We start from the raw sequence: 25,359 nt of genomic DNA, 5'->3' as shown, positions 1-25,359 counted from the left end.
GATCATGGGTCAGGCGCCCGTTTCAGCGAACCTCCGGCGGATCCTCAAGGTCATCGAAGAGGGCTCCCGCGACATGGCCACCGGCTGGAACCTTCCCCGCGAGTGCTATGTCGATCCGGAGTTCTACGCCTTCGAGCAGGAGGCCGTCTTCATGCGGCAGTGGCTGTGCCTCGGCCGCGTCGACGAGATCCCGAAGCCGGGAGACTTCGTCCGCGTCGACATGGGCGACGAGCCCTTGATGATGGTCCGCGGCAAGGACATGGAGATCCGGGTCCTGACCCCGGTCTGCGCGCACCGGGCCCACCTGGTGTGCGAGGGGACGGGGAACACCGGCAGGCTGTTCCGCTGCCCGTTCCACGCCTGGACCTACGGGCTCGACGGCAACCTGATCGCGGCGCCGTCCATGAACGACACCATCGGCCTCAAGAACCTGAAGGGAGAGGCGTACCTTCCCTCGCACCGGGTCGAGATCTGGAACGGCTTCGTCTTCACCAACCTCGACCCGGACGCCAAGCCCCTCGCGCCCACGCTCACCAAGCTGACCGCCGAACTGGAGAACTACCACATCGGCGACATGGTGAGCATGCCGGTGGCCGAGCTGCGCGGCAACAACTGGAACTGGAAGTCCCAGCTGGAGAACGGCATCGAGCCGTACCACAGCGCCTACCTGCACGGCATGTTGCACGACTTCGCGCACGTCCGGCTGACCAGCTTCGTCGACATCAGCCCCGACGAGGGCGCGATCTACCACCCGACCGGCTTCTATCACGCCGACGCGGGTTTCAACCCCACCACCAAGGCCCTGCTCCCGGTGATCCCGACGCTCGGCGAGAAGGAGCGCAACCAGGTCATCTTCGCCTCGATCCCGCCGAACCTGGGCTTCGGGGCGGTGCCGGAGGGCCTGTTCTACTACCTCGTCCTGCCGGCCGGGCCCGAGCACATGAACCTGCGCATCGGCCACCTGTATCCGGAGGAGTCCACCAAGCACCCCCGCTTCGAGCAGCTCTACAAGATCGCCCAGGACGGCCTCGTCCTGTTCCACCAGCAGGACGCCAGCTCGGACCTCTCCCTGCAGAAGGGCATGCGCTCCCGTTTCCGCCGTCCCGGCCGCTACTCGTTCCAGGAGGAGTCGCTCCTCCAGTTCAACCAGTGGCTGCTGAAGCGCTACCAGGACTACGTGGACCTGGTCGACGGCGGCCTTGAGACCTCGGCCGCGCTCTGACGGCGAGACACCCCTTCGCGTGAGGAACGACATGAAGATCACTGTTGACCGCAACCTGTGCGACGGCAACGGCGTGTGCATGGGCATCGCCCCGGACGTCTTCGACATCGACGACGACCTGACCCTGCACATCGCCGACGAGATCCCCGACGACCCCGAGGTCCACGCCCAGGTCCGCCAGTCGGTCACCTCCTGCCCGGTCCTCGCCCTGACCCTGGTGGAATGAGCGTGGCCGGCGACACCTCACAGACCATCGTGGTGGCCGGCGGCTCCCTCGCCGGCCACACCGTGGTCGCCGAACTCGACCGGCGCGGCTTCACCGGCGACGTCGTCTGGGTACGGGGCCCGGAGGGCACGGCCCCGTACTCCCGGCCCGCCCTGTCCAAGGAGCTCATCCAGGGCAAGGTCACCCGGGACACGATCCGCCTGCCGGTCCCCGAGCGGTACGGCCTCCGACTGCGCGTCCTGGACCACGCGGTGTGCGCCCGGCTCGACCCGGACGCCGACCGTGTCCTGGTCACGCGTACCGCCGGCGCCGGGGAGGAATGGATCCCCTTCGACGCCCTGTTCGTCTGCACCGGCATGCGCGCCCGCGTCCCCGCCGCGTTCACGGGGCTGCCCGGCGTCCACTGCCTGCGCACCCTCGCCGACGCCGAGCGGATCAAGGAGCGGCTGGCCGGGCGGCCCCGTACGGTGGTCGTCGGCGCCGGGCTGATCGGCAGCGAGATGGCCGCCTCGCTGCGGTCCTGCGGGCTGCCCGTCGAACTGGTCGTGCAGGGACGGCTGCCGATGGAGCCGGTGTTCGGCGCCGAGCTCGGGCGGTTCTGCCTGGACCGGCACCACGCCCACGGCGTCACCACCCGCCTGGGCGCGACCGTCACCGGCCTGTCGGCGGCCGGGCCGCGCGGCCCGGTCACGCTGACCTACGACGACGGCGAGCGGACCTCGGCGGACCTGGTCGTCCTCGGGCTCGGCGCGGTGACCTCCTGCGACTGGCTGGACGGCGGCGGACTCGACCTCTCCGACGGCCTCGGCTGCGACGCGGCGCTGCGCACCGCGCGGCCGAACGTCTTCGCGGCCGGGGACGTCGCCAACTGGTGGCACCCGGTGTTCGGGCGCCGGATGCGCGTGGAGCACTGGAGCAACGCGTCGGCCCAGGCCCGGCACGCCGTCGAGAGCTGGTCGGCGGCTCAGGAGGGCCGGGAGCCCGCGCCGTTCGCGGACGTGCCGTATTTCTGGTCCGACCAATACGGGCTCAAGTACCAGATGGTCGGCCACGCGCACGGCCACGACGAGGTCCGCGTCGAGAGGACCGGGGCGGACGGGCACCCGTTCGTCACCTACTTCCGGGCGGGCCGGGTCGTCGCCGCCGCCGGGGTCAACGCGCCGCGTGCGGTGATGCGGATGAAGGCGCGCATCCAGTCGGAAGGCATGACCACCCAGGGGGTGTACGCAGGGTGAACGTCGATCCCGCCGCGGACGGCACAAGGCAGCCGAACGGCGGCGCCGCGCTGCCCGAGGTGATCAGCGACCACATGTGGTCGCTGCTGAGCGACCGGTACCGCACCAACCGTCGTGCCTCTCACGCGCCGGCCGAGGACGAGTACCTCCACGACCGGTCGTTCTGGCCGGCGTTCACCTTCGAAGGGGTGGAATACGCCGTCGAGGACGGCAAAGACCGGCTTCTAGTGACATTCCACGACTCAGATCTCCCGGACACCACCCTCGGCTTCCGGATCGACCTGGACACGGCCATGGCCGAGTGGACCCGGCGGGTGGGCGGGCGTGTTCCGCGGGAGCACCCGGAGATGTTCGCGGCCGAACTGATCTGGTTCATGGTCTGCTTCATCGGCGTCGCCGACCTCGACGGCGCCACCGGAACGCCGCAGTCGCCGTACTGGATCAACAACGGCTCCGAGATCTTCGGAAAGCTCAAGAACAACCCCAACATGGACACCTTCGAGTCCCACCACTGACGCCCGCCGCCCCTGCCCGGGCGTACAGAAAGGCCAGAACCACCCATGGCAGTTGTCGAGATCGAAAAGCCCCGCGACGGCGTCGCGATCATCCGGCTCAACCGGCCGGAGGTGCGGAACGCGCTCAACACCGAGGTGCGCGAGCTGCTCGCCGCGGCCATCGACACGCTCAACACCGATGACGACATCGGCGCGATCGTCCTGACCGGCGGCGACACCGTCTTCGCCGTCGGCGCCGACCTGAGCGAACAGGCCGAACGCGATGTGGTCGGCGCGATCCGCGCCTACACCCACCAGGCGTTCTGGTACAGCGCCAAGCCGGTGATCGCCGCCGTGAACGGAGACGCGTTCGGCGGCGGCAACGAGTTCATCCTGCAGTGCGACTTCGTGATCGCCGCGGAGAACGCGCGCTTCGCCCAGACCGAGGTCACCATCGGCCTGGTACCCGGCGGCGGCGCGACCCAGCGGCTGCCCCGGACCATCGGCCGGCAGAACGCGCTGTACGCCCTCCTCACCGGCACGCCCCTGAGCGCGGCCGACGCCCACCGCCTCGGCTACGTCTCCGAGGTCGTCGAGGGCAACGCCATCGACCGCGCCGTGGAACTGGCCGCACTGATCGCCTCCCGCCCACGCCTCGCCGTACGGCAGATCAAGGAGGTCGTCCGCCTCGGCCTGGACACCTCCTTCGAAGCCGGAATCGCCCTGGAACGCCGCGGCTACCAACTCATGTTCGGCACAAAGGACCTCCGCGAGGGCTTCGCCTCAGTACGCGAGGGCCGACAGCCCAAGTTCACCGGAGACTGACACCACGCCACAGTGTTCATCAGGCTTGCCCCCCGGACCGCGATCGGGTCCGGGGTCTCCTGCGGCGGAACGTGGAACGGCGCCCCATATTTCATCGCCGGTGCCCGCCGTCGCCTTGACACCGGCGGGCCGACTCACCGTTCACCACGAACAATGGGCAGACGCTCACCCTTGTAGCGCCTTTCGCGCGTGCCCGTCGACGGCCTTGACGAGATCGATGAATTCCGCGGTCGTCAGCTTCGCGTGCCCGATGTCCGAGTCCGCCCTGAAGGCCATGGCTCCGCGACCGTGGGCTGCTCGGCCTCGACGACCGTGTCTGCCCGTACCTCGTGCCGTCCTCCCCGAGGTGGTGCACCAGCGGTTTGCGGCGTTTGGGCTCGGGGGCGAGGTGTTCAGCGAGGATTTCCCCATGGTGGCCTTGACCGCACCAGCCGGCGCTGACTTCTCCGGCCTCAAGGCGCTCCTGGACCACGGGCAGGAGGACGGATGGTGGCACTACGAGCTCGGTTGCGTCACCGACGAGTGGCAAGACGCGTGGTCCTCGCGGCCTGCATCGAGGAGTTTCGATGAGGCCGGGAGTCGAAGCCTCTATGAAGGCATACCTTCCTGACCTGCAGCGACGTTACGGTTGGCGGCTGGTGACACATTTCTTAACGGCATCCCGCCTTCCACCGCAACGCCAACATCGCACCCAGCCGCTGACCGGCGAAGATGAGCATGACTCGGTGGACACGCGGGCGACGCCGGACGTTCAAAAATTGCCTTGCTCGCCGGGTTTCAAGATCAGTTAGTGTCCGCAGAGGCAAGATCCCTCCGAAAGGAAAACCCTTTTGCCTCTCGCATGGAAGCGCAGACTGGCCCTGGCCTGCGCCGCACTCACGCTGCCCCTGACGGCGACGGCGATTCCCGCCCAGGCGGAGACGGCGGGTCTGGCACCACTCCTCGAAGCCGGCCCGACGGCCGCCGGAGGAGACCGCTACATCGTGGTCGTCAAGAAATCGGCGGCCCTGTCCGGGGAGTTACGCGCGTCGCTGGAGCGTGACGCGGTCGTCGAAGGCGGCCAGATCACCCGCCGCTACGCCAAGGCCATCGCCGGGTTCGCCGCCGTCCTGCCCGACGACGCCCTCGACGCGGTCCGCGCCAACCCGGCCGTGGCCTACGTCGAGCCCGACTCGGCGATCAGCGGCCAGACGGTCCAGCCCAACCCGCCGAGCTGGGGCATCGACCGCGTCGACCAGCACAACCTGCCGCTGAACAACAGCTTCACCTACACCACGACCGGTGCGGGCAGCACGGCGTTCATCGTGGACAGCGGCATCCGCACCACGCACACCGAGTTCGGCGGGCGGGCGTCCTTCGGCGCCAACTTCGTCGAGGACGGCAGGACCGACGACTGCCTTGGCCACGGCACGCACGTGGCGGGCACGGTCGGCGGCGCCACCTACGGCATGGCCAAGGCGGTCAACCTGGTGGCCGTGCGCGTGCTCAACTGCAACAACAGCGGCCTGACCAGCGACCTGGTGGCGGGCATGGACTGGGTCGCGCTCAACCACCCGGCGCGCTCGGTGGCCAACTTCAGCCTCCAGGGCTACGGCACGGCCGCCAACGACGCCGCCGAGGGTCTGATCGACTCTGGCGTCCAGACCGTGTTCATCGCCAACAACTACAACACCGACGCCTGCACCAACGCGCCGCGCTCGCCGCGCGGAATCGTGGTCGGGGCGACGGACATCACCGACCAGAAGGCGACGTTCTCCTCCTACGGCACCTGCGTGGACGTGTTCGCGCCCGGCGTCTCCATCACCTCCTCGGTCAACACCGACGACAACGCCTCGGGCTCCTGGTCCGGCACGTCCATGGCCGCTCCGCACGTGACCGGCTGGGTCGCCCGCTACCTCCAGGACAACCCGACGGCGACGATGGCCGACACCAAGGCCGCGCTCATCAGCAGTTCCACCAAGAACGTGCTGACCAACATCGGCGACGGCTCGCCCAACCGGCTGCTGTACGCCGCGCCCGGCACCGCCCCGGAGGACACGGTCCCGCCGAGCACGCCGGGAACCCCGGTGGCGAGCAACCTGACCTCCCGCGCGGTCACGCTCACCTGGACCGCCTCCACCGACAACGTCGGTGTCATCGGCTACGACCTGTTCACCGGCTCGGGCCAGCCCGTCGGCACCTACCCTAGCGCCAGCGCGGCGCTCACCGGCCTCAGCCCGAACACCACCTACACCTACTACGTGCGGGCCCGTGACGACGCGGGCAACGTCTCGGACCCGTCCGGCACGGTCAGCCTGACCACTCCGGCCGATCCGGGCGTCGGCGCCTGCAAGGTGACCTACAGCCTGGCCTCGGAGTGGTCCAACGGCTTCAACGCCGACATCACCTACACCAACACCAGCCTGAACACGGTCACCGGCTGGACCATCGCCTGGTCCTTCTCGGCCGGCCAGCACGTGAACAGCGGCTGGAACGCCGTCTGGAGCCAGAACGGCGCCAACGTGAGGGCCGGCAACCTGATCTGGAACAAGACCGTGGCTCCCGGCGAGTCCGTCTCGGTCGGGATCAGCGGCAGTCACACCGGCACCAACCCGGCGCCGACCGCCTTCACCGTGAACGGCTCGGCCTGCACGGTGGGCTGACGGCACGGCAGTGAATGAGGGAGGCGGCGGGCCATGGTGCGCGCCGCCTCCTACCGTGTGCGGGGTCAGGGCGGTGACCTGCCGGGCCGTGGTGTGCGGGGTCCGGGCAGCGGCCTGCCCAGCCTCAGCCGCACCCGGTCGCCGCGCCGCAGGCTCTCGCGGATCGTCCAGACGCGCTCGTCCACGACGGTGCCGGCGCGACCTCGGCTTCGACGCCAGGCTTTGTTCTTGATCAATCGGAACTTCCACGGGCGGCGCCCGGCCCACCTCCACTCTGATCTCCGGCCGCCGCCACGACACGTTTTCACAGACCGTCGAGTAGGAGATCCCCTCCATCTCATACTCAGCCACCAGCCGGTCAAAGATCCGCTTACTGGTGTGCTGCTGCTTGCGTGGAGCGTGCAGATCGGCGAGCAGCATCCGGTCGATCGCCGGCTTGAAGACAACAGCAGGGGAAACCCGCCCGACGGATACGCGAAGGGCTACTTCACGCTCGGTGCGCCGGCCCCGCCCATCAACGGCTCCCAGGCGTTCTCCGCGACCGGTATCTACGCCGACGCCGACGACATCGTCCGCTGGGACCGCGCGTTCGGCACGTACCGGGTCGCGCCACCCGCCACCGTCAAGCAGGCGTTCAGGCCTCAGGCGTCGTGCCCCTCCAACGGCTGCCTGAACCTGCCCGACGACGACATCGCGGTGGTCGTCCTCAGCGAAGTCCAGGACACCGACACCAACGCCATCGCCCGCCATCTCGCCACGCTGTCCCTCGAAACCTCCGACTGCGACCCCTGAGAGGTCCGCACGATCATGGTTCTCTGTGCGCCACCGGGCAGCCGCCGGTCAGCTTCCCGAGGAAGGCGTTGGGGTCGTAGTAGTGCTCGACCTCCACCAGCCTGAGGTCGTCGGACACTTTCGCGACGCTGACGCCGTACATCTCGACCGTCTGCCCGTTGGGCGGGAAACCCTGGTATTCGCCGTCGAACACGCCCCAGTGACGCCCGACCGGTGGCGGGCTGAGCACCTCGAGCACCTCCCAGAAGAATCCGCCGGGAAACGCCGTGTGGAAGACGTGGTGTGAGAAATCGAAGGTGCGGCCCGCACCGTCAAGCACCCTTCAGAGGTCCACGTGTATTCACCTGTTCACCGTGGCTTCCAGCGTCATGGCACCGCGACGCCCTTCACGATTCGCCGTAGATCAGGCGCGGGGGCGGTGACCACGATGGCCAGGCCGGACACCGGAGTCCAGGTGAACTTCCGGCTGGTCGTAGAAATCCCCGTGTCGAGCAGATGCCCTTGTACCCCGGCGACGGTCGCCGGCTTCGGCTCGCCTCTGGACACGCTCTCCCACCAGACGCTGCTCAGGAGCCCCGCGCCACGCTGGATCGACACGGTGACGGCGTCCTTGCCGTCCGCGCCGGTCCATCGCCGGGTGGTGGAACGCCAGCGTGCCGCGACGGCGGTCTCCACAGGACCCGGCCGCAGATCCAGACCGGCGAGGGAGATCGCGATGCCGTCGACGGACTCGCCCTGGCTTTCTGGAGGCGACTGGATGCCCTCGGCGATCCGCACCAGGTCGCCCTCCGGCAGGTGGTCCCCTCGGATCCGCACGCCGATTCCCGGCTTGACCAGCCACAGCAACGCCGGGCCGCCCTGTCCGGTGGTCGCCGCGTAGGCCGGCCGGCCGCGCACCGAGGCCGGACGCACATCGGTCAGAACCTCCGGCGGCTGTCCGGCGGCACGCAACTTCTCCAGCGTCGCCGCGCCCCGGCCGTACACGACATCGATGGAGACGCGCCGACCGGCCCCATCTCGCCAGAACCGGGACAGCACGTCGGAATCCGCCCCCGTTCCTGAGACCCACATGCCGGCCGGCATGTAACTGACGCGGATTCCGGCGAAGGCGGGATTCCAGCCGACCAGTCTCAGCGCATCGGCGATTCGGTCGCGCTCTCCCTTCAGAGTCACCGAGACAGCGACTTTCAGCACAAGGCCGTAGTCAGCGACCCACATGGAGCTGGTGCCGTCCCCGGACACCACCGGATCGCTGCTGTAACGCGGCTCGACCGGTAAGTAGAGGACGTTCATGGCCAGGATGTCCAGAGCGTCGCGCACGGCGCCGTGCGTACGGTAGACCGTGACCTGGACGAAATCGCGGCCGGCCTGCCACCTCAGCGCCTCACCGCGCAGCCGGATCGCTCCGTTGCGGTCTTTCTCCTGCGCCCGCAGGCGTCGCGGGGCACCCAGCCCCTCCGGGATGTAGCCGATCCGTACACCATCGAGTTCCGGGGAGGTGGCGACCGGGTCGGGCCGGGTGACGATGTGCGACGACATGACACCGACCACCACCAGCACGGCGGCGGCCGCCGCGGTGACACTCGCCGCCAGCCTGCGCCGCCTTCTGCGCAGCGCCACTCGGGCCGTCACCCGTACGGCCAGCTCCGGTGCCCCCCGCACCGGCCGGGTCGCCTCGGTCATCCCCTGACGTAGCCGTTCCTCAATGCCGCGCACTGCTCGCCACCTCCTCACCCAGCAGCGCCCGCAGGCGTTTCAGCGCCTTGGACGTCTGGCTCTTGACCGTGCCGACGGAGCAGCCGAGCATCTTCGCGGTCTGGGCCTCGGTCATGTCATCCCAGATCCTGAGCACCACCACAGCGCGCTGACGGGGTGGCAACGCTCGTAAAGCGTCCATGACGACGTGCCGTAACTCGATGTCCTCCCGGGCGGCGGGTTGTTCGGGAGGGGTGTGCATCGGAATGAACCGCATGACCGCCAAACGCCGCCACCGGCTGATCGCCAGATTGACGATGATCCGCCGGATGTAGGGCTCCGGATCGCCGCCACGGCACAGCCTGTCCCACCGCAGACACGCCCGCTCCAGCGCGGTCTGCAGCAGATCTTCGGCTTCCTGGACCGAACCGCAGGTCAGATATGCCGTGCGTAACAGGCTCGTACTACGGGCGGCCACGAAGTCCGTGAACCCGTCCGTATCCGGCGTCACCGTACGCCCCTCGAAATCATGACCCCCTACACGCACAGCACACCGCGAAGGTTGCCTTGCAGCCCCAGCCCCAGCCCCAGCCCCAGGAGCGCTAACGTATGGCGCATGACGCCGCTTCGGCTCGTGACCGGCCGCGGGTAAGGCCGGCATGACCGCCATCGCCCGGTCGCCGTCGGCGGGCCGGGTTCTGGCCGGGGTCGCCGGAGGCGTCGCGGTGGCCGCCCTGCTCGCGTTCCGGCTGGCCGGCCACGACGGGTTCGCCACCGACCCGGTCGGCGTGCTCGCGCTGGCGGCGGGAGCGACCGGCGCGGCCGTTGCCGCCACCCGGCTCGCCAAGGTGAGTAACCGGCGGGCCGGCACGCTCGCGGCCTGGCTCTGCGCCGCCCTGCTCCTCTATCTCGTCCTGGCGGCCTGGGCGGTGTGGGGGGTCACGGCCGGGCACCCGACCGCCGCGCTCGCGGTCGCCGCCTGGAACTCGGCGTGGATCCCGCCGCTCGCCCTCATGCAGCTCACCGCGTCCGCGGCCATCCGGACCGGCGCGAAGACGCCCTGGACGCACCCGCTCCTGGCCGCGGCGATCGGCGCGGTCACGCTCGCCGACGCGCTGCTGACGACGGCGAGCGAACCGTTCACCGGCCTGCCGACCATCGCGCCGGAGTCCTGGCGGACGGCGCTCGAGCCGGTCGGCGCCCTCGCCACGCTGCTCGGCGTCCTGGCCCTCCTGCTCGTCCCGGTGACGCTGTGGCGTGCCGCGCTCGGCTCGGAGGGGTCCGCCCGCGCGCGGATCGGGGTCGCCGCGGCCGGGGCCACCGCCGCGCCGCTCACCGTCTGCTTCTGCCTCCTGCTCGCCATCGCCCGCGACCCCGGCGCCGTCGAGCCGTCGCTGGGCTCGGTCGCGTTCTTCGTCGCTCTCGCCGGAGCCTCGGCGTTCAGCACCGCCTGCGCGCTGATCGCCGCGCGCGGCGGCGTCGAGCGTCGCCAGGTGGCGATCGTCGTGCGCGGCACCGGGCTCGCCGGCGCTGCCCTGGCCGTGATCGGGACCGGGACGGTCATCGCGGCCCCCGGTCTCCGGCTCGGCGCGACCTCGGTCGCGTTCCTCGTCGCGGCCGTGACGGTCGTCGTCGGCGGCGGCGCCTGGGCCGGGACGGGACGACTCGCCCGGATCCTGGCCCCGCAGACCCCGGCGGCTGTGAACGACAAGGGTCTCGCGGCGCCTGCTGGAGGGGTGACGGTCACCGGCCTGACCCCGCGCGAGGCCGAGGTGCTCGCCGTCCTCGCCGAGGGCGCGAGCAACGCCGGGATCGCGGCCCAGCTCGTGGTGTCCGAGCGCACGGTCGACGCCCACCTCCGCGCGATCTTCGTCAAGCTCGGCCTCACGCCCGACGCCGAGACGAATCGTCGCGTGCGGGCCACGAGGATCTGGCTGGATCACGCCGCCGCGAACCAGGGGCCACAGGGGCTGAGCGAGGCCGGCTGAGCTGGTCTTCTCCGAAGATAGGTGCTGAGGCCGATGCCCGCGGGACGCCCCCGCGGTGACGGTGAGGACCGGCGCGAGCCGCGCACCGATCCAAGGAGGCATACGACCGTGACCGCATCCGAACTCCCCGGCACCGTCATCCCCCCGGCCGCCGAGCCGGTCCCGGCCCGCTCGGCCCAGCGGCGCGTCGCCCTCGTCGGGCTCTTCGTCCTGCTGCTGGTCTCGCTGGCCGGACGGACCGGGTTCGCGTTCTGGGAGCCGCCGTTCGACGGCACGGTCCGGTACGACGACGTACGCGCGCTGGGCGGTGCGTACTGGCCGATGAACCTGTACCTCGGCGGCCCCGGGTATGCGGTCTCCTGGGTCGCCTGCGCGGTCTTCCTCGTGCTGCTCGCCCGGGGCAGAGCCGGCGTGCTCAACCTGGCCGGCGCCCTGCTGGCCGGCATCGGCGGGATCCTCTTCGCCCTCACGATCACCGCCGAGGCGCTGCCGTTCGCGTACGCGGCCGACCCCGCGGTACTGCCGGAGGCCGAGGGCCGGCAGCTCTTCGACGTCCTCAACGCACACCTCGGTCAACTCCTCCCGGCGATCATCGGCACCCAGGTCGCCATCGCCCTCGGTGTGCTGTTCGCGCTCATCGGGACGCTGATCTCGAAGACGATGCCGCGCCCACTGTCGATCGCGGGCATCGCCTACGTCGTCGTGTTCGCCGGGCTGCCGACCGGGTCACTCGGCGCCGTGGCCGTCGCCGCCGGCTACCTGCTCCAGGTCGCGCTCATCGCCGCGATCGGCTGGTACGGGCTGCGCACCGCACTCGGCAGGCATTGACGGACAGGGACCAGTGGGCAGGGCGGGGATCTCGATGATGTTCCCGGGAGGGCGACCGGGGCCCGCTCAGGGGCGCCCGGCGTTCGCGCCGAGGGCGACGCCCGCGCGGAGGGCGGCCCGGAAGCCGGACGCGGCGGCGAGCTCCATGTTGCCGAGGTCGCCGAAGTAGTCACCGCAGAAGTGGACGCCGACGTCGGTGCGGCGGCTGTGGCGGAGCATCGGCTCGAAGGAGAAACCGGGCCGGCGGTAGGGAATGCCGTGTTCCCAGCGCTGGATCCTGATCTCGCCGAGGTTGCCGCGCAGCTGAGGGAACACCGCGACGAGGTCGTCGGCGTAGCGCGACTCCACGCCGCTGTCCTCCAGGTCCAGCATCCTGCGTGCTCCGTCGCCTCCGGCGTACACCATGAGACTGCCGCCGGGACGCCGGGCGCGACCGACGCGCAGGGGGTTGGCGTGGTTGAACAGCATGTCGAAGGACTGTTCGGTGGCGGTGAGCGCGTAGATGTGGTCCCACGGCATCGGGCCGCGCTCGGTGGTGATGACGCCGGCACTGACGAAGGGGCCGTACCTGACGTCGGCCAGCACGTCGGCGACGTCACCCGGCAGGCCCTCGACGACGCGGTGCGAGACGTACGCGGGCGTGGCCATGATCACCTGGCGGGCGCGCAGCGTCTTCTCCTCTCCGTTCTCGCGCAGGGTGACCGTGACGTGACCGCCCGCCTCGCGGACCCTGGTCACGGAGGCGCCGTAGCGCACCAGGTGCCCGAGCTCGGCGGCCATCGCCTCGCCGAGCCGGCCCGAGCCGCCGTGGAGGTTGTACGACAGCAGGCTCTTGCGACCCGCCCACACGCCACCGAACAGCGCGCCGCCGGTGCCGGCGCTCTGGTCCTCCAGCTCGGAGGCGGCGCGGTGCCCGGCCGCGCGGAAGATGCCGTCCACCCGGGCCGGCGGGCGGCCGATCAGCTCGCGGAACGACCGGTTGGCCAGGTAGCCGCCGAAGCGGGTGGCCGCCCAGCCGGGCCGTTCCCGCTGGGTGTCCTGCCACACCTTGACCGCGCCCACCGCGCGCAGGCCGACGTTGGCGAGGGCGACCCGCTCGCGCAGCGACAGGGGCAGGGTGAACGGGTAGGTCTCGACGCGTTTGTTGGCGTACACCCTGCCGGCGAAGGTCAGCGCGAACTTGGCCCCCGGGATGCCGATGGTCTCCAGCCCGAGGGCCGACGTCATCCGCTCGACGTGCGAGCCCGCGCCCGGGAACAGGTGGGCGCCGAGGTTCATCCAGTAGTCGCCGCGCGGCAGCGACATCAGCCGTCCGCCCAGCCGCTCGTCGGCCTCCAGCAGCACCACGTCGCGGTGCCGTAGCTGCCAGAGCGCCGACAGCCCGGCGACTCCCCCGCCGACGATGATGACGTCGTGGTTCTCGGCATTCATGATGTCTTCGCACTCCTTGGAGGTCACGCGGCCATGGGAGGTCAGGCGGCGCTGCCTTCGAATTTCGTGTGCTCGGCCAGGAACTTCCTGGTCAGCTGCTCCTGCGGGTTCTCGGCGATCTGCGCTGGGGAGCCCCGCTCGATGACCTTGCCCTCGGCGATCATCAGGACGGTGTCGGCCACGTCGAGGGCGAACTTCACCTCGTGCGTGACGATGATCATCGTCATGCCCTCGGCGCTGAGGTCCTTCATGACGTTGAGCACGTCCATGGTGGACTCGGGGTCGAGTGCCGAGGTCGGCTCGTCGAACAGCAGCGCCAGCGGGTTCATCGCGAGCGCGCGGGCCAGCGCGACCCGCTGTAGCTGGCCGCCGGACAGCTGGCCGGGCATCGACAGGGCCTTCTCCACCAGGCCGACCTTGCCGAGCAGCCGGATCGCGGTGTCCACCGCCTCCTCGTGGCCGGTGCGCAGGCTGCGCACCATGGGCAGGGCGACGTTCTCGACCACCGACAGGTGCGGGAACACGTTCAGCCCCTGGAACAGCATGCCGACCTTCCGGCGCAGCGCGACCAGGTCACGTCCCCTCGCCGCCTTGCGGCCGGCGAACGCGGCCGTCCCGCCGACGGTGATGGTGCCGCTGGTGGGGGTCTCCAGGAGGTTGACGCAGCGCAGCATGGTGCTCTTTCCGCTGCCGCTGCGGCCCAGCACGGCGACGACCTCGCCGGACTGGACGTCGAGGTCGACGCCGCGCAGCACCTCGAGGCCGCCGAACGACTTGTGCAGGTCTCTGATCTGGATCGTCGGTTCGCTCATCAGCCGACCTTCTCCCCGGTGGTCACGGTGACGTCCTGTGCGAGCCTCGCCCCGGTGATCCTGCGCAGCTTGCGGCTCGTCGGGGACAGCGCGGTGCCTTCGCGCAGGTGGGATTCGAGGTAGCCCGCCAGGCGGGCGAGCGGCCAGCTCATCGCCACGTAGATCAGGCCGATCACGATGTAGACCTCCAGCGGCTGGAAGGTCTCGGACGTGATGATCGTCGCCTGGGTCATCAGCTCACCGCCGCCGATGGTGACCAGCAGCGCGGTCCCCTTCAGCAGGTCCACCAGCATGGTGGCGGTGGCGGGCAGCGCCAGCCGTACGGCCTGCGGGAGTTGCACTGTCAGCAGGACCCGCGCCGAGGTCAGGCCGAGCGCGTGCGCCGCCTCGGTCTGCCCTCGCGAGACGCCCTGCAGCCCGCCGCGGAAGATCTCCGCCAGGTAGGCGCCGTAGAACAGCGCCAGGGCGACCCAGCCGGCGGTGAAAGCGTCCAGGACGAGCCCGATGCCGGTGAGACCGAAGTAGATGATGAAGATGCCGGTGATCATCGGCAGGTTCTTGAAGAGCTCGGTGTAGAGGTAACCCGCCGCGTTGACCACCCGGTTCTGCGACATCCGCAGCACCGCGACGACGAACCCGACCAGACAGGCGCCCGTGAAACCGATCGCGGTGAGCTGTACCGACTTGACGAGCCCGTCGACCAGGACGGGAGCATACCCGCCCCAGTCGACCGAGAGCAGACTCACTTACCGCCTCCGAGCGTGGGCGCCGTCCACGTGTCGGGACGGTCGACGCCCTTGCGGACCTTGGTCATCTCCGGGGTGGCGGTCAGGAAGTCGTCGGCGTTCACGCCCCACTTCTTGAGCACCTCACTGGAGGCCTTCGAGGCGAACCAGCCGTTGGTGATCTTGTCCAGCTTGCCGCACAGCTTCTCGGCCTTCTTCGAGCAGTACCAGACCACCTGGTACGGCCGGAAGCCCTGAAGGCCGGGGTTGGCGGCGACCTCCTCGTCCGTGGGCGGCGTCATCGTCTGGACCTCGAAGCCCTTCAGGTCGGGGCGGGTGTCGCGCAGATAGACGGCGGTCAGCGGGTCGATGTTGATCGCGTCCAGCCGGCCCGCGGCCAGGTCGCTGATGGCCTGCGCCCACGCCGGGTAGGTGCGGGCCTTGGCGCCCGGGGTGGCGCGCACCGCCTCGTCGTTGATCGATCCGGTGACGGCGCCGACGTTGAGGCCCTTGAGGTCGGCGACCGAGGTCGCCTTGACCCCGGGACGGGTCAGCATCAGGGCGGGGCTGTAGTAGACGGGGTCGCTCATCACGCCCACCTGGGAGCGGTCCTTGGTCCAGGAGATACCGCCGATCCCGATGTCGTAGCGGCCCGCCTGGACGCCGGCGATCATCGCCGAGAACTCCATGCCCTGCGGCTTCACCTCAAGGCCGAGCTCCTTGGCGGCAAGCGCGAACAGGTCGCCGTCGACACCGGTCAGAGCGCCCTTGTCAAGGCCGACGTACGGCATCAGGCCGTTCATGAAGCCGACCGACACCTCACCTGACCTGACCAGTCCGAGGTCCTCGGCGGCGGCGGTGCCGGTGCCCGAGCCGGAACCGGAGCCCGAGCCGGAACCCGAGCCACAGGCGGTGAGTCCCAGTGTGGTGGCGAGCGTCAGGCCCACGGCCGCGACGAGTTTGCGAGATCTCGCGAGGTTCAGGGTGCGCGTCATTTCGGTACCTCGTGTCCTTTGTCAACGAACCAGCTGCCACAGGTGCGGGGCACCGTCCCCCACCGTCCGCCGGGCTCGCGGTGGTCGTAGGCATATGTGGATCGCCGGCTTGTTCCTGGGGCGGAGCGATCACTATGTCCACGCGGCCGATCAAGGCCCGTTTCAGCCCGATCTCGTTGTGGTAATTCGAGGGATTTTGCCCGCGAACATGTGGGTAACGTAGGAATCCGTGGGAAATTTGTCAATGTGACCAGCATCACAATGACCAGGAACCTCCGGCGAATCATGGGTATCTTGCATGTGACCAGGCTGAACACCAGGGGCCCCGGGAGCTTCAAGGCCGGTCACATTGACAGCAACGCGCCACACAACCCACAATATCGGTCATGATCGGTCAAAGATTCCTCCGCCCGACGCGGAGGTGGTCCGGGTGCTAGCGGCGGAACGCCAGGACCGGATCCTCACCCTCCTGGCCCCCACCGGACACGCCCGCACCGAGGAGCTGGCCCGCTCCCTCGGCGTCTCGGACGAGACGGTCCGGCGAGACCTGTCCGCTCTCGAACGGCAGGGCCTGCTGGTGCGCGTGCACGGCGGAGCGACGCTGCGCACCTCGATGGCCGGTGAGGAGGCGTCCTTCCTCGACCGCGCGACCCTGGCCACGGAGGAGAAGGTCACCATCGGCCGCAGCGCGGCCTCGCTGGTGCGCCCCGGGATGACGGTGATGATCGACGTCGGCACCACCGCGCTGGAGGTCGCCCGGTCACTGCCGAACGACTACCACGGCACCGTCGTCACCTGCTCGCTGCTGGTCGCCTCCGAGCTCGCCGGACGGGCCAGGATCGAGGTGCTGGTCTCGGGTGGCCGGGTGCGCGCCGGCGACCTGGCGCTGTCCAACGCGACGACGCTCGGCTTCTTCCAGGACCTGCGGCCCGACATCGCCTTCCTCGGCTCCGGCGGGGTGAGCGCCGACGCCGGGCTGACCGACTTCCACGTGGACGAGGTCGCGACCAAGCGCGCCGTGCTCGCCACCTCGGCTCGCTCGTACGTGCTGGCCGACTCCACCAAGCACGGCCGGGTCGCCGCGTTCCGTGTCTGCGACCTCGGCGGTTTCACCGGGCTGATCGCCGGCGCGATCACCGACGAGGCGCTGGCCGAGGCGCTGCGGGGGGTCGGCTGTCATGTGGTGACCGGCAACGACCTGTCCGCCCGGCCATGACCGTGATTCTGGCCGTCGACCAGGGCACCTCCGGCACGAAGGCCCTGGTGCACGACGGTGAGCGCACGCTGTCGGTGGTGGAGGTCCCCGTGCGGCCCGCCTACCTGGACGGCGGGCGCGTCGAGGTGGACCCGCTCGAGCTGCTCCAATCCGTGCGGCAGGCCGGGATCCGCGCGCTGCGCGAAGCCGGAGACCCGCCGCTGGCCGCCGTCTCGCTGGCCAACCAGGGAGAGTCGGTGCTCGCCTGGGATCCCTCGACGGGCCGCCCGCTGTCGACGGTGCTGGTCTGGCAGGACGGCCGCGCCCAGGACGTCTGCGCCGGCATGGGCGAGCACACCGAGCTCATCCGGCGACGCACCGGGCTCGTGCTCGACCCCTACTTCTCGGCCCCGAAGATGGCCTGGCTGCGCCGGCACGCCACCCGCGAGGGCGTCGTCACCACCACCGACTCGTGGCTGGTCCACCAGCTGACCGGCGAGTTCGTCACCGACGCGACGACCGCGAGCCGGTCCCTGCTGCTGGACCTCGACGAGGTCGCCTGGGATCCCGAACTGCTGGCCCTGTTCGGCCTCGACGACGAGGCGCTGCCCCGGGTGGCGCGCTGCGACGAGGTGGTGGGCGGCACGTCGATGTTCGGCGCGTCGGGGTCCGGCGCGGAGGTCCCGGTCGCCGGGCTGGTCGTGGACCAGCAGGCCGCGCTGGTCGCAGAACGATGCCTCGACCCCGGCATGGTGAAGTGCACGTACGGCACCGGTGCGTTCCTGCTCGGCGCCACCGGCGACCGTGCGGTGCGGTCCGCGCACGGGCTCACCTCATCGCTCGCCTGGTCGCTGCGCGCGTCCACCGGCTACTGCCTGGACGGCCAGGTCTACACAGCCGGCTCCGCCGTACGGTGGCTGGTCGATCTGGGCCTGCTGTCCGCGCCGGACGCGCTCGACGCCGAGGCGGCCGGCGACTCCGGTGGGGCCTGCTTCGTACCCGGCCTGGCCGGTCTGGCGCAGCCGTGGCGCAACCCTGAGCCGTGCGGCGCGTTCACCGGCCTCGGCCTGGCCACCACGCGGGGCCGGCTGGTCCGCGCCGTGGTCGAGGGCCTGGCGGCGCAGGTCGCCACCCTGGCCCGGGCGATGAGCGCCGACATCGGCGTGCCGGTGACCCGGCTGCGGGTGGACGGCGGGCTGACCCGCTCGCACACCCTGATGCAGGCCCAGGCCGACCTGCTGCAGGTCCCGGTGGACGTCTACCCGTCGCCACACGCCACCGCGCTCGGCACTGCGGCTCTCGCCCGGCTGGCGCTCGACGACGAGCTGTCCCTGCCGGCCGCGATCGACGGGTGGTCCCCGGCCGTGTCCTTCGAGCCGGCCTGGACCGAGCGGCGGGCCGCCGAGGCGATGGCGCGCTGGGAGAAGGCTGCTCGTTCGGCGGCGGCCCGGAGGGACGACACATGAGGATCCATGACGTCGCGATCATCGGGGCCGGGGTGGTCGGGTGCGCCGTGGCCCGTGAGCTGGCCGCGTTCGAGCTGGACGTGGCGCTGGTCGAGGCCCGTGACGACGTGGGCGACGCCACCAGCAAGGCCAACACCGCGCTCCTGCACACCGGCTTCGACGCCACCCCCGGCACGCTGGAGTCCCGGCTGGTGGCTCGTGGCTACGCGCAGCTGTCGCGGTATGCCGGCGAGACGGGCATCTCGGTCGAGCCGACCGGGGCCCTTCTGGTCGCCTGGGACGAGGACCAGCTCGCCGCGCTGCCGGGACTCGGGGACAAGGCCGTCGCCAACGGCTACCACGCCGCCGAGATCGTCGGCCGCGACACCGTCTACGAGACCGTCCCCGCCCTCGGACCAGGCGCCCTCGGCGGGATGACCGTGCCCGGCGAGTCGATCGTCGATCCGTGGTCCACCACGCTCGCCTTCGCCTACGACGCGCTGGCCCGAGGCGTCGACCTGCGACTCGGCGCCCGCGTCGAGTCGGTGGACGCCGGGCCGGACCTGACCACGCTGCACACCTCGCGGGGCGACATCACGGCCCGGTGGGTGGTCAACGCGGCCGGGCTCGGCGCGGACGTCATCGACGGCCTCTTCGGCCACCGGCGGTTCTCCGTGACGGCCCGGCGAGGCGAACTGATCGTGTTCGACACGGCTGCCCGGCCGCTGGCGCCGAAGATCGTGCTGCCGGTGCCGACCTCACGCGGCAAGGGGGTGCTGATCAGCCCGACCGTGTTCGGCAACGTGATGCTCGGTCCTACCTCCGAAGACCTGCAGGACCGCACCGACACCTCCACCTCCGAGGCCGGCATCGCATCGCTGCTGGAGAAGGGCCGCCGGATCATGCCGTCACTCCTGGAGGAAGAGATCACCACCTCCTACGCCGGACTCCGCGCCGCCACCGAGCACGGCGACTACGTCGTCGACGTGGACGCCGGGCAGCGCTACGCGTGCCTCGGCGGGATCCGCTCCACCGGGCTCACCGCGAGCATGAGCATCGCCGAGCACCTGCGTGACCTGCTCGACGAGGCCGGGCTGCCGCTCAAGCCGCGCTCCGATCTGCCACCGCCGGTGCGGGTGCCGGTGCTCGGCGAGGCGTTCACCCGGCCGTACCAGAGTGACGAGCTGATCAGAGCGGACGCCGAGTACGGGCGGATCGTGTGCTTCTGCGAGAAGGTGACGAGGGGCGAGGTCCGCGACGCGTTCGCCGCGCCGATTCCGCCGCACGATCTGAACGGACTGCGCCGCCGCACCCGCGCGACGCTGGGCCGCTGCCAGGGGTTCTTCTGCGGCGCCGAAGTCGGCCGGCTGTTCGCCGAGGCCACCGGAACGGAGGCCTGAGGCATGGAGACGATGAGGCCCGCGGTGGCCGTCGTCGGCGCGGGGCCCGCCGGGCTGACCGCCGCCGCCGCGCTGGCCGGTCTGGTCGACGGCGAGATCCTGGTGCTGGAGCGCGAACAAGTGCCGGGAGGCATCCCCCGGCACAGCGACCACACCGGCTACGGCCTCCGCGACCTGCACCGGGTGATGAGCGGGCCGGCATACGCCCGGCTGCTGCACCGCCGCGCCGAGCGAGCCGGGGCGCGCGTCCTCACCGAAGCCACGGTCACCCGGGTGTCCGACGGCCGCGAGCTGGAGGTGACCACTCCGTCCGGGCTGGTGCGCGTCGAGCCCCGCGCGCTCGTGCTGGCCACCGGCGCCCGCGAACGGCCGAGGCCGGCCCGGCTGATCACCGGTGACCGAGGCGCCGGGGTCTACACCACCGGCCACCTGCAGAACCTGGTCCACCTCCATCACGGGCGGCCCGGAAAGCGGGCGGTCATCGTCGGGGCCGAGCTGGTGAGCTGGTCGGCGGTGCTGACCCTGCGCGAGGCGGGCTGCCGCACCGTGCTGATGACCACGCAGCAACCGGTCCCGGAGTCCTACGCCGCCTTCCACCTGCCGGGCCGGGCCCTGCTCCGGGTTCCCGTGGCCACCCGCACCCGCCTGGTCTCCATCGAGGGCGACGCCGGCCGGGTGAGCGCCGTGGTCGTCGAGCAGGCCGGCACCGGACGGCGGCGCCGGGTCGAGTGCGACACCGTAGTGGTGACCGGCGACTGGATCCCCGACCACGAGCTCGCCCGGGGCACCGGTCTCCGTCTCGACCCGAGCAGCCGTGGCCCGGTCGTGGACACCGCGCTGCGCACCAGCCGCCCGGGCGTCTTCGCCGCCGGCAACCTGATCCATCCCGTCGACACCGCCGACATCGCCGCCCTGGACGGCCGGCACGTGGCCGCCGCCGTCCATCGCTGGCTGGCCGACGATCAGCCCGGCGAGATCGCGTTCGACATCCAGGTGGACGCCCCCCTGCGCTGGGTGGCCCCGTCGATGGTCCGCCGCGGCGACCCACCTCCCTCCCGAGGCCGCCTGCTGCTGTGGACCGACACCCTGGTCCGCTCGCCCGTCGTACAGGTCCACCAGGCCGGCCGCCTGCTCACCCGTCGCCGTGTCCCGTGGCCCGCCTCCCCCGGCCGGGTGTTCCGCGTCCCCTGGTCGTCGCTCGCGCGGGCCGTGCCCGGCGCGGGGCCGGTACGGCTCTCGCTAGCGGGATGAAGCCTTCACGACTCGTCGTACACATCTCTATGTATTGGACATATCCATGAGCAGTAAGGTTGGCGCCGGCGTATGAGCGCACTCTCGTCGGTCACCGTCATCGGAGGCGGCGCGGTCGGCCTGGCCACCGCCTACTACCTGCGGAAAGCCGATCTCGACGTCACGATCATCGAGTCGGGCCGGCCCGGCTGTTCGACCTCATGGGGCAACGGCGGCTGGCTCAGCCCGGTGCTGAGCATCCCGACGCCCGGACCGGGCGTGCCGCGCATGGGCGTCGCCGAGTCGTTCCAGCGTGACTCCGCCGTGGCGATCCGGCCGCTCACCGCGCCCAGCATGATCCCGTGGCTGCTGAGGTTCGCCCGCCACTGCACCCGGTCCTCCTTCGAGAGCGGCTCGGCCCGGCTGGGCGCGCTGTCACGCGAGATGTTCGACGGTTTCGACGAACTCGCCGACCTCGGCGTGCCGGTCGAGGTGCCGCGCAAGGGCAATCTGCGCGCCTGCCTGACCGAGGCCGAGGCCCGCCACCAACTCGCCGAGCTGGCCCCGATGCGCGCCGCCGGGTACGCCGTACCGACGCGGATCATGGGCCACGAGGAGATCCACGAGCTGGAGCCGGAGCTGTCGGACCAGGTGCGCAGCGGATTCAACCTGACCGAGGAGCGGCACGTCGATCCGGGGGCGTTCTGCAACACGCTGGCCGAGTACCTGGTCAAGCGGGGCGTGCGCCTGCACACCGGCACCCGGGTGACCGCGGTGCACGCCTCCGGCGGCCGGGTCACCGCCGTCGAGACCACCGGCGGGCAGGTGCGGGCCGACGCGCTGGTGATCGCCGCCGGGCTGGACACCCGCCGCATCGCCGCCTGGCTCGGCGCCCGGCTGCCCATGCGGGGCGGCAAGGGATACAGCTTCTTCGTGCCGTCCGAACACTCCCCCGCCCACCCTCTCTACCTGTCGCACACCAAGGTCGGGGTGACCCCGCTGAAGGGTGGTTACCGGGTACTGGGCGGCATGGAGATCGCCGACGAGACACTGCGGATCAACCCGCGGATGGTCCGCGGCATGGTCCGCGTCGCCCGCCGCTACCTGCGGCACATGCCGGCGAACGAGTCGGTGCGGGAACTGCCCCACCTGTGGGCGGGCCTCCGCCCGATGACCCCTGACGGCCTCCCGATCATCGACCACCTCCCCAACCTGTCCAACGCCTACGTCAACACCGGCCACGGCATGCTCGGCGTCGGCCTGTCCATGGTCTCGGGCGCCGCCCTGACGGATTTCATGCTGAACGGCATCCGCCCCGACGTCCTCTCCCCCTTCGGCGCGACCCGCTTCTGAGCCCCTTCCGGTGGGCGAACCATTCTGACGGGCGATCCCTGAAGCGTCTCAGCCGTATCGCTCGATGAGCGCGTTGGCGATCAAGGTGAGGTGGTGCCGCACACCAGGTGGGCCGGTCACTTCGAGCCATTCGACCAGTCCGGCGAGCTCGCCCGCGAGCGCGTACTCGTTGTAGCCGCGGATCACGACCTCGATGCGGCCGTCGCTCGTGGAACCTCCAACCTCAAGCCGGTCCCCAAGTCCCATTCGGAGCTTGCCGATCCCTTCGGGAGTGCACACGGCCTGGACTTCGAGGGGTGTTCGCCTTCGGCCGACCTCGTCGGCGATCTCCCTCCAGCTCTCGGCAAGGTCGAACCCCTCGGGCCGGTGCACGGGATCGTCGGTCGGCTCGACGGATGACACGCGGTCGATCCGGAACGTCCTCCGACCGGCGTCAGCGTTAGCGACGAGGTACCACGTCGGTCCTTTGGCGACGATGCCCAGCGGGTGGACGGTTCTCTCGGTTTCGGTGCCTTCGCGGTCGACGTAGCCGAGCCGCACCTGGACACCGCGGATCACCGCGTCCTGGAGTTCGTCGAGGAAGCGAGGTGGCCGGTGCTCGATCCGACTCGACCCCCATCGTTGCGGGTCCATGACCAACGACGACGCCGCCGCCTCCGCCTGCACCCGGAAGGGCTCCGGCAGGGCATGGACGAGCTTGCGCAGAGCCGCTTTCACGGTCGGCGTCGCAGCCGAGGCCGGGCTGGCGACCAGGAACAGGGCGCGGGCCTCACTCGCGGTCAGCCCGGACAGGTCGGTGCGGGCGCCGCCCACGAGGCGCCAGCCGCCGCTTCGGCCCTGCATGGAGTACACGGGCACCCCGGCCATGGCCAGGGCGTCGAGGTCACGGCGGGCGGTGCGCTCGGAGACCTCCAGCTCTCGGGCGACCTCTGCCGCTGTCACCTGCTCGCGCCGTTGCAGCAAGAGGAGGATGGCCACCAGCCGGTCGGTTCGCACGCCGACAACACTTTCACAGAAAACCGGTCATGAGGTGACCGGTTTCGGTTGCCAAGATGACGACATGACCTCACCGACGAGGTCGACCGCAAGCGAACCCCCCTCCCGGCCCATCAGTGGTGCGCCGACGCCATCTTCGGGAACCTTCGCCGCCCGATCACCCCGAAAGACAGAGAGGAAACGCAATGCTCAATCCAACCGAATTCCCCAAGCCCACCCTTATTCCGGTCAACGGTGTGGAACTCGAAGTCTTCGAAGCGGGCCGGGAAAATGCGGGAAAACCCATCGTGCTCTGCCACGGCTGGCCGGAGCACGCCTTCTCCTGGCGCCACCAGATGCCCGCCCTCGCCGCGGCCGGCTACCACGTCATCGCACCGAACCAGCGCGGCTACGGCAACTCATCCCGCCCGACCGAAGTGACGGACTACGACATCGAACACCTGTCGGGTGACCTCGTCGCACTCCTCGACCACTATGGATACGAAGACGCCACCTTCGTCGGCCATGACTGGGGTGCGTTCGTCGTCTGGGGACTGACCCTGTTGCACCCGAACCGTGTGAACAAGGTGATCAACCTGAGCCTGCCCTACCCCGAGCGCGGGGAGAAGCCCTGGATCGAGTTCATGGAGGACATGCTCGGCGGCGACTTCTACTTCGTCCACTTCAATCGACAGCCGGGCGTCGCGGACGCCGTATTCGAAGACAACACATTCCAGTTCCTCCGCAACCTGTACCGCAAGAACGAGCCCCCCAGAGAGCCTCAGCCGGGCATGGCGCTGATCGATCTCGCCAGAGCGGAAACACCACGCGGTGAGCCCATCATGAGCGACGGCGAACTGGCCGTCCTGGTCTCCGCCTTCGAATCATCGGGATTCACGGGCAGCATCAACTGGTACAGGAACCTCGACCGCAACTGGCACCTGCTGGCGGACGTGGACCCGATCATCCGACAGCCCGCACTCATGATCTATGGCGACAGGGACCTGGTCGCACGGGGTGAGAACCTGGCGGAGTTCGTGCCCAACGTGGAGGTGGTCAGCCTTGATTCCGGTCACTGGATCCAGCAAGAGAAGCCAGAAGAAACGACCCAAGCGATTCTGAAGTGGCTGGAACAGCAGGATGCCACCTGACCGCGATATGACAGACCGGCATTCGGGAAGTGGCCGTTCCGCTCGACACCGAAGACTTCCGTGACCTCTGCGCAACCCCGGCCGTCGGCGTCCGAGCACCCCGCCACGTGGAGGTTCGGCTACCCGATCTACCATGTCGAGACTCGACCGCAATGGCGATCGTGGCTCGAGCAGAACCACACGTCGACCCGCGGCGTGTGGCTGTGCTCGTGGCGGACCGGCACCGGCCGACCACGATGCCCCTACCCCGAAGTAGTCGAAGAAGCGATCTGCTTCGGGTGGATCGATTCGACCGCCAACCTCCTCGACGACGACCGCGGCCTCCAGCTGATCACCCCGCGAAAAGCCAAAAGCCCTTGGTCCCGACTCAACCGCCAACGCGCCGCCGAAATGGAACGTCGCGGCCTCATGACGGACGCCGGGCGAGCAGCGATCGACGCGGCGAAGACGAACGGATGGTGGACCATCTCCGACCAAGTCGAAGCCCTCGAAGAACCCGCCGACCTCGCCACCTCACTCGACCAACACCCTCAAGCACGAGCCAACTGGGACCGCTTTCCCCCGAGCGCCCGCAAGCAGACGCTGTGGTGGATCGCCAGCGCGGCACGGCCATCAACGCGGGCCGGCCGAATCGCGGCCGCCGTCGCTGAGGCAGCGAACGGGCGCCAAGCCGGTCACGTCCTGCGAAGTGGTGTATGAG

General features: G+C 70.2%; 25 protein-coding genes. 17 read left to right on the top strand and 8 right to left on the bottom strand.

What is annotated here, in order from left to right; genetic code table 11:
* Positions 1 to 4: 4 nt before the first annotated feature.
* From BJ981_RS12935 to BJ981_RS12900, 8 genes are all read left to right on the top strand, one after another.
* The gene (locus BJ981_RS12935; RefSeq protein WP_184611147.1) at positions 5 to 1,222 is read left to right on the top strand and encodes an aromatic ring-hydroxylating oxygenase subunit alpha; all 1,218 of its coding nucleotides are present in this window, start codon (positions 5 to 7) and stop codon (positions 1,220 to 1,222) included.
* 31 nt (positions 1,223 to 1,253) lie between these two features.
* Entirely contained in the window at positions 1,254 to 1,448 is a 195-nt protein-coding gene (locus BJ981_RS12930) for a ferredoxin (protein WP_184611144.1), read from the top strand.
* Positions 1,445 to 2,683, top strand: a complete 1,239-nt coding sequence (locus tag BJ981_RS12925; protein WP_184611142.1) for an NAD(P)/FAD-dependent oxidoreductase — start codon at positions 1,445 to 1,447, stop codon at positions 2,681 to 2,683. Before BJ981_RS12930 ends, BJ981_RS12925 begins: the two co-directional genes overlap by 4 nt.
* The gene (locus BJ981_RS12920) at positions 2,680 to 3,198 is read left to right on the top strand and encodes a hypothetical protein (RefSeq protein WP_184611140.1); all 519 of its coding nucleotides are present in this window, start codon (positions 2,680 to 2,682) and stop codon (positions 3,196 to 3,198) included. The genes BJ981_RS12925 and BJ981_RS12920 overlap by 4 nt, the downstream gene beginning before the upstream one ends.
* Before the next feature lie 45 nt (positions 3,199 to 3,243).
* Positions 3,244 to 4,002: an enoyl-CoA hydratase-related protein gene (locus tag BJ981_RS12915; protein ID WP_184611138.1), complete on the top strand. Its 759-nt coding sequence runs from the start codon at positions 3,244 to 3,246 to the stop codon at positions 4,000 to 4,002.
* 217 nt (positions 4,003 to 4,219) lie between these two features.
* Positions 4,220 to 4,612 carry a DUF4265 domain-containing protein gene (locus tag BJ981_RS12910; RefSeq protein WP_184611136.1) on the top strand — a complete coding sequence of 131 codons (393 nt, stop codon included), beginning with the start codon at positions 4,220 to 4,222 and terminating at the stop codon, positions 4,610 to 4,612.
* Between the two features lie 220 nt (positions 4,613 to 4,832).
* On the top strand, positions 4,833 to 6,644 hold the full coding sequence (locus tag BJ981_RS12905; RefSeq protein ID WP_184611134.1) for a cellulose binding domain-containing protein: 1,812 nt from the start codon (positions 4,833 to 4,835) through the stop codon (positions 6,642 to 6,644).
* Positions 6,645 to 7,022: 378 nt separating this feature from the next.
* The gene (locus BJ981_RS12900) at positions 7,023 to 7,436 is read left to right on the top strand and encodes a hypothetical protein (protein ID WP_184611132.1); all 414 of its coding nucleotides are present in this window, start codon (positions 7,023 to 7,025) and stop codon (positions 7,434 to 7,436) included.
* Between the two features lie 13 nt (positions 7,437 to 7,449).
* Here BJ981_RS12900 and BJ981_RS12895 read toward each other — a convergent pair whose 3' ends face one another.
* From BJ981_RS12895 to BJ981_RS12885, 3 genes are read right to left on the bottom strand one after another with little or no spacing between them, the layout of a single operon-like run.
* Entirely contained in the window at positions 7,450 to 7,755 is a 306-nt protein-coding gene (locus tag BJ981_RS12895) for a nuclear transport factor 2 family protein (RefSeq protein ID WP_204070702.1), read from the bottom strand.
* A gap of 47 nt (positions 7,756 to 7,802) precedes the next feature.
* The gene (locus BJ981_RS12890) at positions 7,803 to 9,152 is read right to left on the bottom strand and encodes a hypothetical protein (RefSeq protein ID WP_184611130.1); all 1,350 of its coding nucleotides are present in this window, start codon (positions 9,150 to 9,152) and stop codon (positions 7,803 to 7,805) included.
* A complete protein-coding gene (locus BJ981_RS12885) occupies positions 9,139 to 9,642 on the bottom strand; it encodes a SigE family RNA polymerase sigma factor (protein ID WP_239139730.1) in 504 nt (167 codons plus the stop codon). The genes BJ981_RS12890 and BJ981_RS12885 overlap by 14 nt, the downstream gene beginning before the upstream one ends.
* Positions 9,643 to 9,790: 148 nt before the next feature.
* On the opposite strand from BJ981_RS12885, the gene BJ981_RS37485 reads away from it, so the two are divergent.
* Positions 9,791 to 11,119: a helix-turn-helix transcriptional regulator gene (locus BJ981_RS37485; RefSeq protein WP_239139729.1), complete on the top strand. Its 1,329-nt coding sequence runs from the start codon at positions 9,791 to 9,793 to the stop codon at positions 11,117 to 11,119.
* A gap of 108 nt (positions 11,120 to 11,227) precedes the next feature.
* Positions 11,228 to 11,947, top strand: coding sequence for a hypothetical protein (locus BJ981_RS12875; protein ID WP_184611128.1), 720 nt, complete (start codon positions 11,228 to 11,230; stop codon positions 11,945 to 11,947).
* 66 nt (positions 11,948 to 12,013) lie between these two features.
* Here the strand turns inward: BJ981_RS12875 and BJ981_RS12870 are convergent, their stop codons facing one another.
* Genes BJ981_RS12870 through BJ981_RS12855 form a run of 4 tightly spaced genes read right to left on the bottom strand, consistent with a single transcriptional unit; the run spans position 12,014 to position 15,910 of the window.
* Positions 12,014 to 13,378, bottom strand: coding sequence for a flavin monoamine oxidase family protein (locus tag BJ981_RS12870; protein WP_184611126.1), 1,365 nt, complete (start codon positions 13,376 to 13,378; stop codon positions 12,014 to 12,016).
* Between the two features lie 41 nt (positions 13,379 to 13,419).
* Positions 13,420 to 14,190: an amino acid ABC transporter ATP-binding protein gene (locus BJ981_RS12865; RefSeq protein WP_184611124.1), complete on the bottom strand. Its 771-nt coding sequence runs from the start codon at positions 14,188 to 14,190 to the stop codon at positions 13,420 to 13,422.
* Positions 14,190 to 14,936, bottom strand: coding sequence for an amino acid ABC transporter permease (locus BJ981_RS12860; protein ID WP_184611122.1), 747 nt, complete (start codon positions 14,934 to 14,936; stop codon positions 14,190 to 14,192). Before BJ981_RS12860 ends, BJ981_RS12865 begins: the two co-directional genes overlap by 1 nt.
* Entirely contained in the window at positions 14,933 to 15,910 is a 978-nt protein-coding gene (locus tag BJ981_RS12855; RefSeq protein WP_184611120.1) for a substrate-binding periplasmic protein, read from the bottom strand. The genes BJ981_RS12860 and BJ981_RS12855 overlap by 4 nt, the downstream gene beginning before the upstream one ends.
* A 430-nt stretch (positions 15,911 to 16,340) precedes the next feature.
* Between BJ981_RS12855 and BJ981_RS12850 the strand changes: the two genes are divergently transcribed.
* The 5 genes from BJ981_RS12850 to BJ981_RS12830 all read left to right on the top strand — a co-directional run bounded on the left by BJ981_RS12850 (position 16,341) and on the right by BJ981_RS12830 (position 22,533).
* Complete coding sequence (locus tag BJ981_RS12850) at positions 16,341 to 17,126, top strand: DeoR/GlpR family DNA-binding transcription regulator (protein ID WP_184611118.1); 786 nt, start codon at positions 16,341 to 16,343, stop codon at positions 17,124 to 17,126.
* The gene (locus BJ981_RS12845) at positions 17,123 to 18,571 is read left to right on the top strand and encodes an FGGY family carbohydrate kinase (protein ID WP_184611116.1); all 1,449 of its coding nucleotides are present in this window, start codon (positions 17,123 to 17,125) and stop codon (positions 18,569 to 18,571) included. The genes BJ981_RS12850 and BJ981_RS12845 overlap by 4 nt, the downstream gene beginning before the upstream one ends.
* A complete protein-coding gene (locus BJ981_RS12840) occupies positions 18,568 to 19,950 on the top strand; it encodes an NAD(P)/FAD-dependent oxidoreductase (RefSeq protein ID WP_184611114.1) in 1,383 nt (460 codons plus the stop codon). Before BJ981_RS12845 ends, BJ981_RS12840 begins: the two co-directional genes overlap by 4 nt.
* Positions 19,951 to 19,953: 3 nt before the next feature.
* Positions 19,954 to 21,201, top strand: a complete 1,248-nt coding sequence (locus BJ981_RS12835; protein ID WP_184611112.1) for an NAD(P)/FAD-dependent oxidoreductase — start codon at positions 19,954 to 19,956, stop codon at positions 21,199 to 21,201.
* Positions 21,202 to 21,273: 72 nt separating this feature from the next.
* Entirely contained in the window at positions 21,274 to 22,533 is a 1,260-nt protein-coding gene (locus BJ981_RS12830) for an NAD(P)/FAD-dependent oxidoreductase (RefSeq protein ID WP_184611110.1), read from the top strand.
* Positions 22,534 to 22,581: 48 nt separating this feature from the next.
* On the opposite strand, the gene BJ981_RS12825 is transcribed toward BJ981_RS12830, so the two are convergent.
* Positions 22,582 to 23,529, bottom strand: coding sequence for a helix-turn-helix transcriptional regulator (locus tag BJ981_RS12825; protein ID WP_184611108.1), 948 nt, complete (start codon positions 23,527 to 23,529; stop codon positions 22,582 to 22,584).
* A 185-nt stretch (positions 23,530 to 23,714) separates the two neighbouring features.
* On the opposite strand from BJ981_RS12825, the gene BJ981_RS12820 reads away from it, so the two are divergent.
* Both BJ981_RS12820 and BJ981_RS39130 read left to right on the top strand, forming a co-directional pair.
* The gene (locus BJ981_RS12820; RefSeq protein ID WP_184611105.1) at positions 23,715 to 24,659 is read left to right on the top strand and encodes an alpha/beta fold hydrolase; all 945 of its coding nucleotides are present in this window, start codon (positions 23,715 to 23,717) and stop codon (positions 24,657 to 24,659) included.
* A gap of 60 nt (positions 24,660 to 24,719) precedes the next feature.
* Complete coding sequence (locus BJ981_RS39130) at positions 24,720 to 25,358, top strand: YdeI/OmpD-associated family protein (protein ID WP_184611103.1); 639 nt, start codon at positions 24,720 to 24,722, stop codon at positions 25,356 to 25,358.
* Position 25,359 lies beyond the last annotated feature (1 nt).

This window comes from Sphaerisporangium krabiense (assembly GCF_014200435.1).
GTDB lineage: Bacteria > Actinomycetota > Actinomycetes > Streptosporangiales > Streptosporangiaceae > Sphaerisporangium > Sphaerisporangium krabiense.
This window is presented reverse-complemented; position numbering and strand designations above follow the sequence as displayed.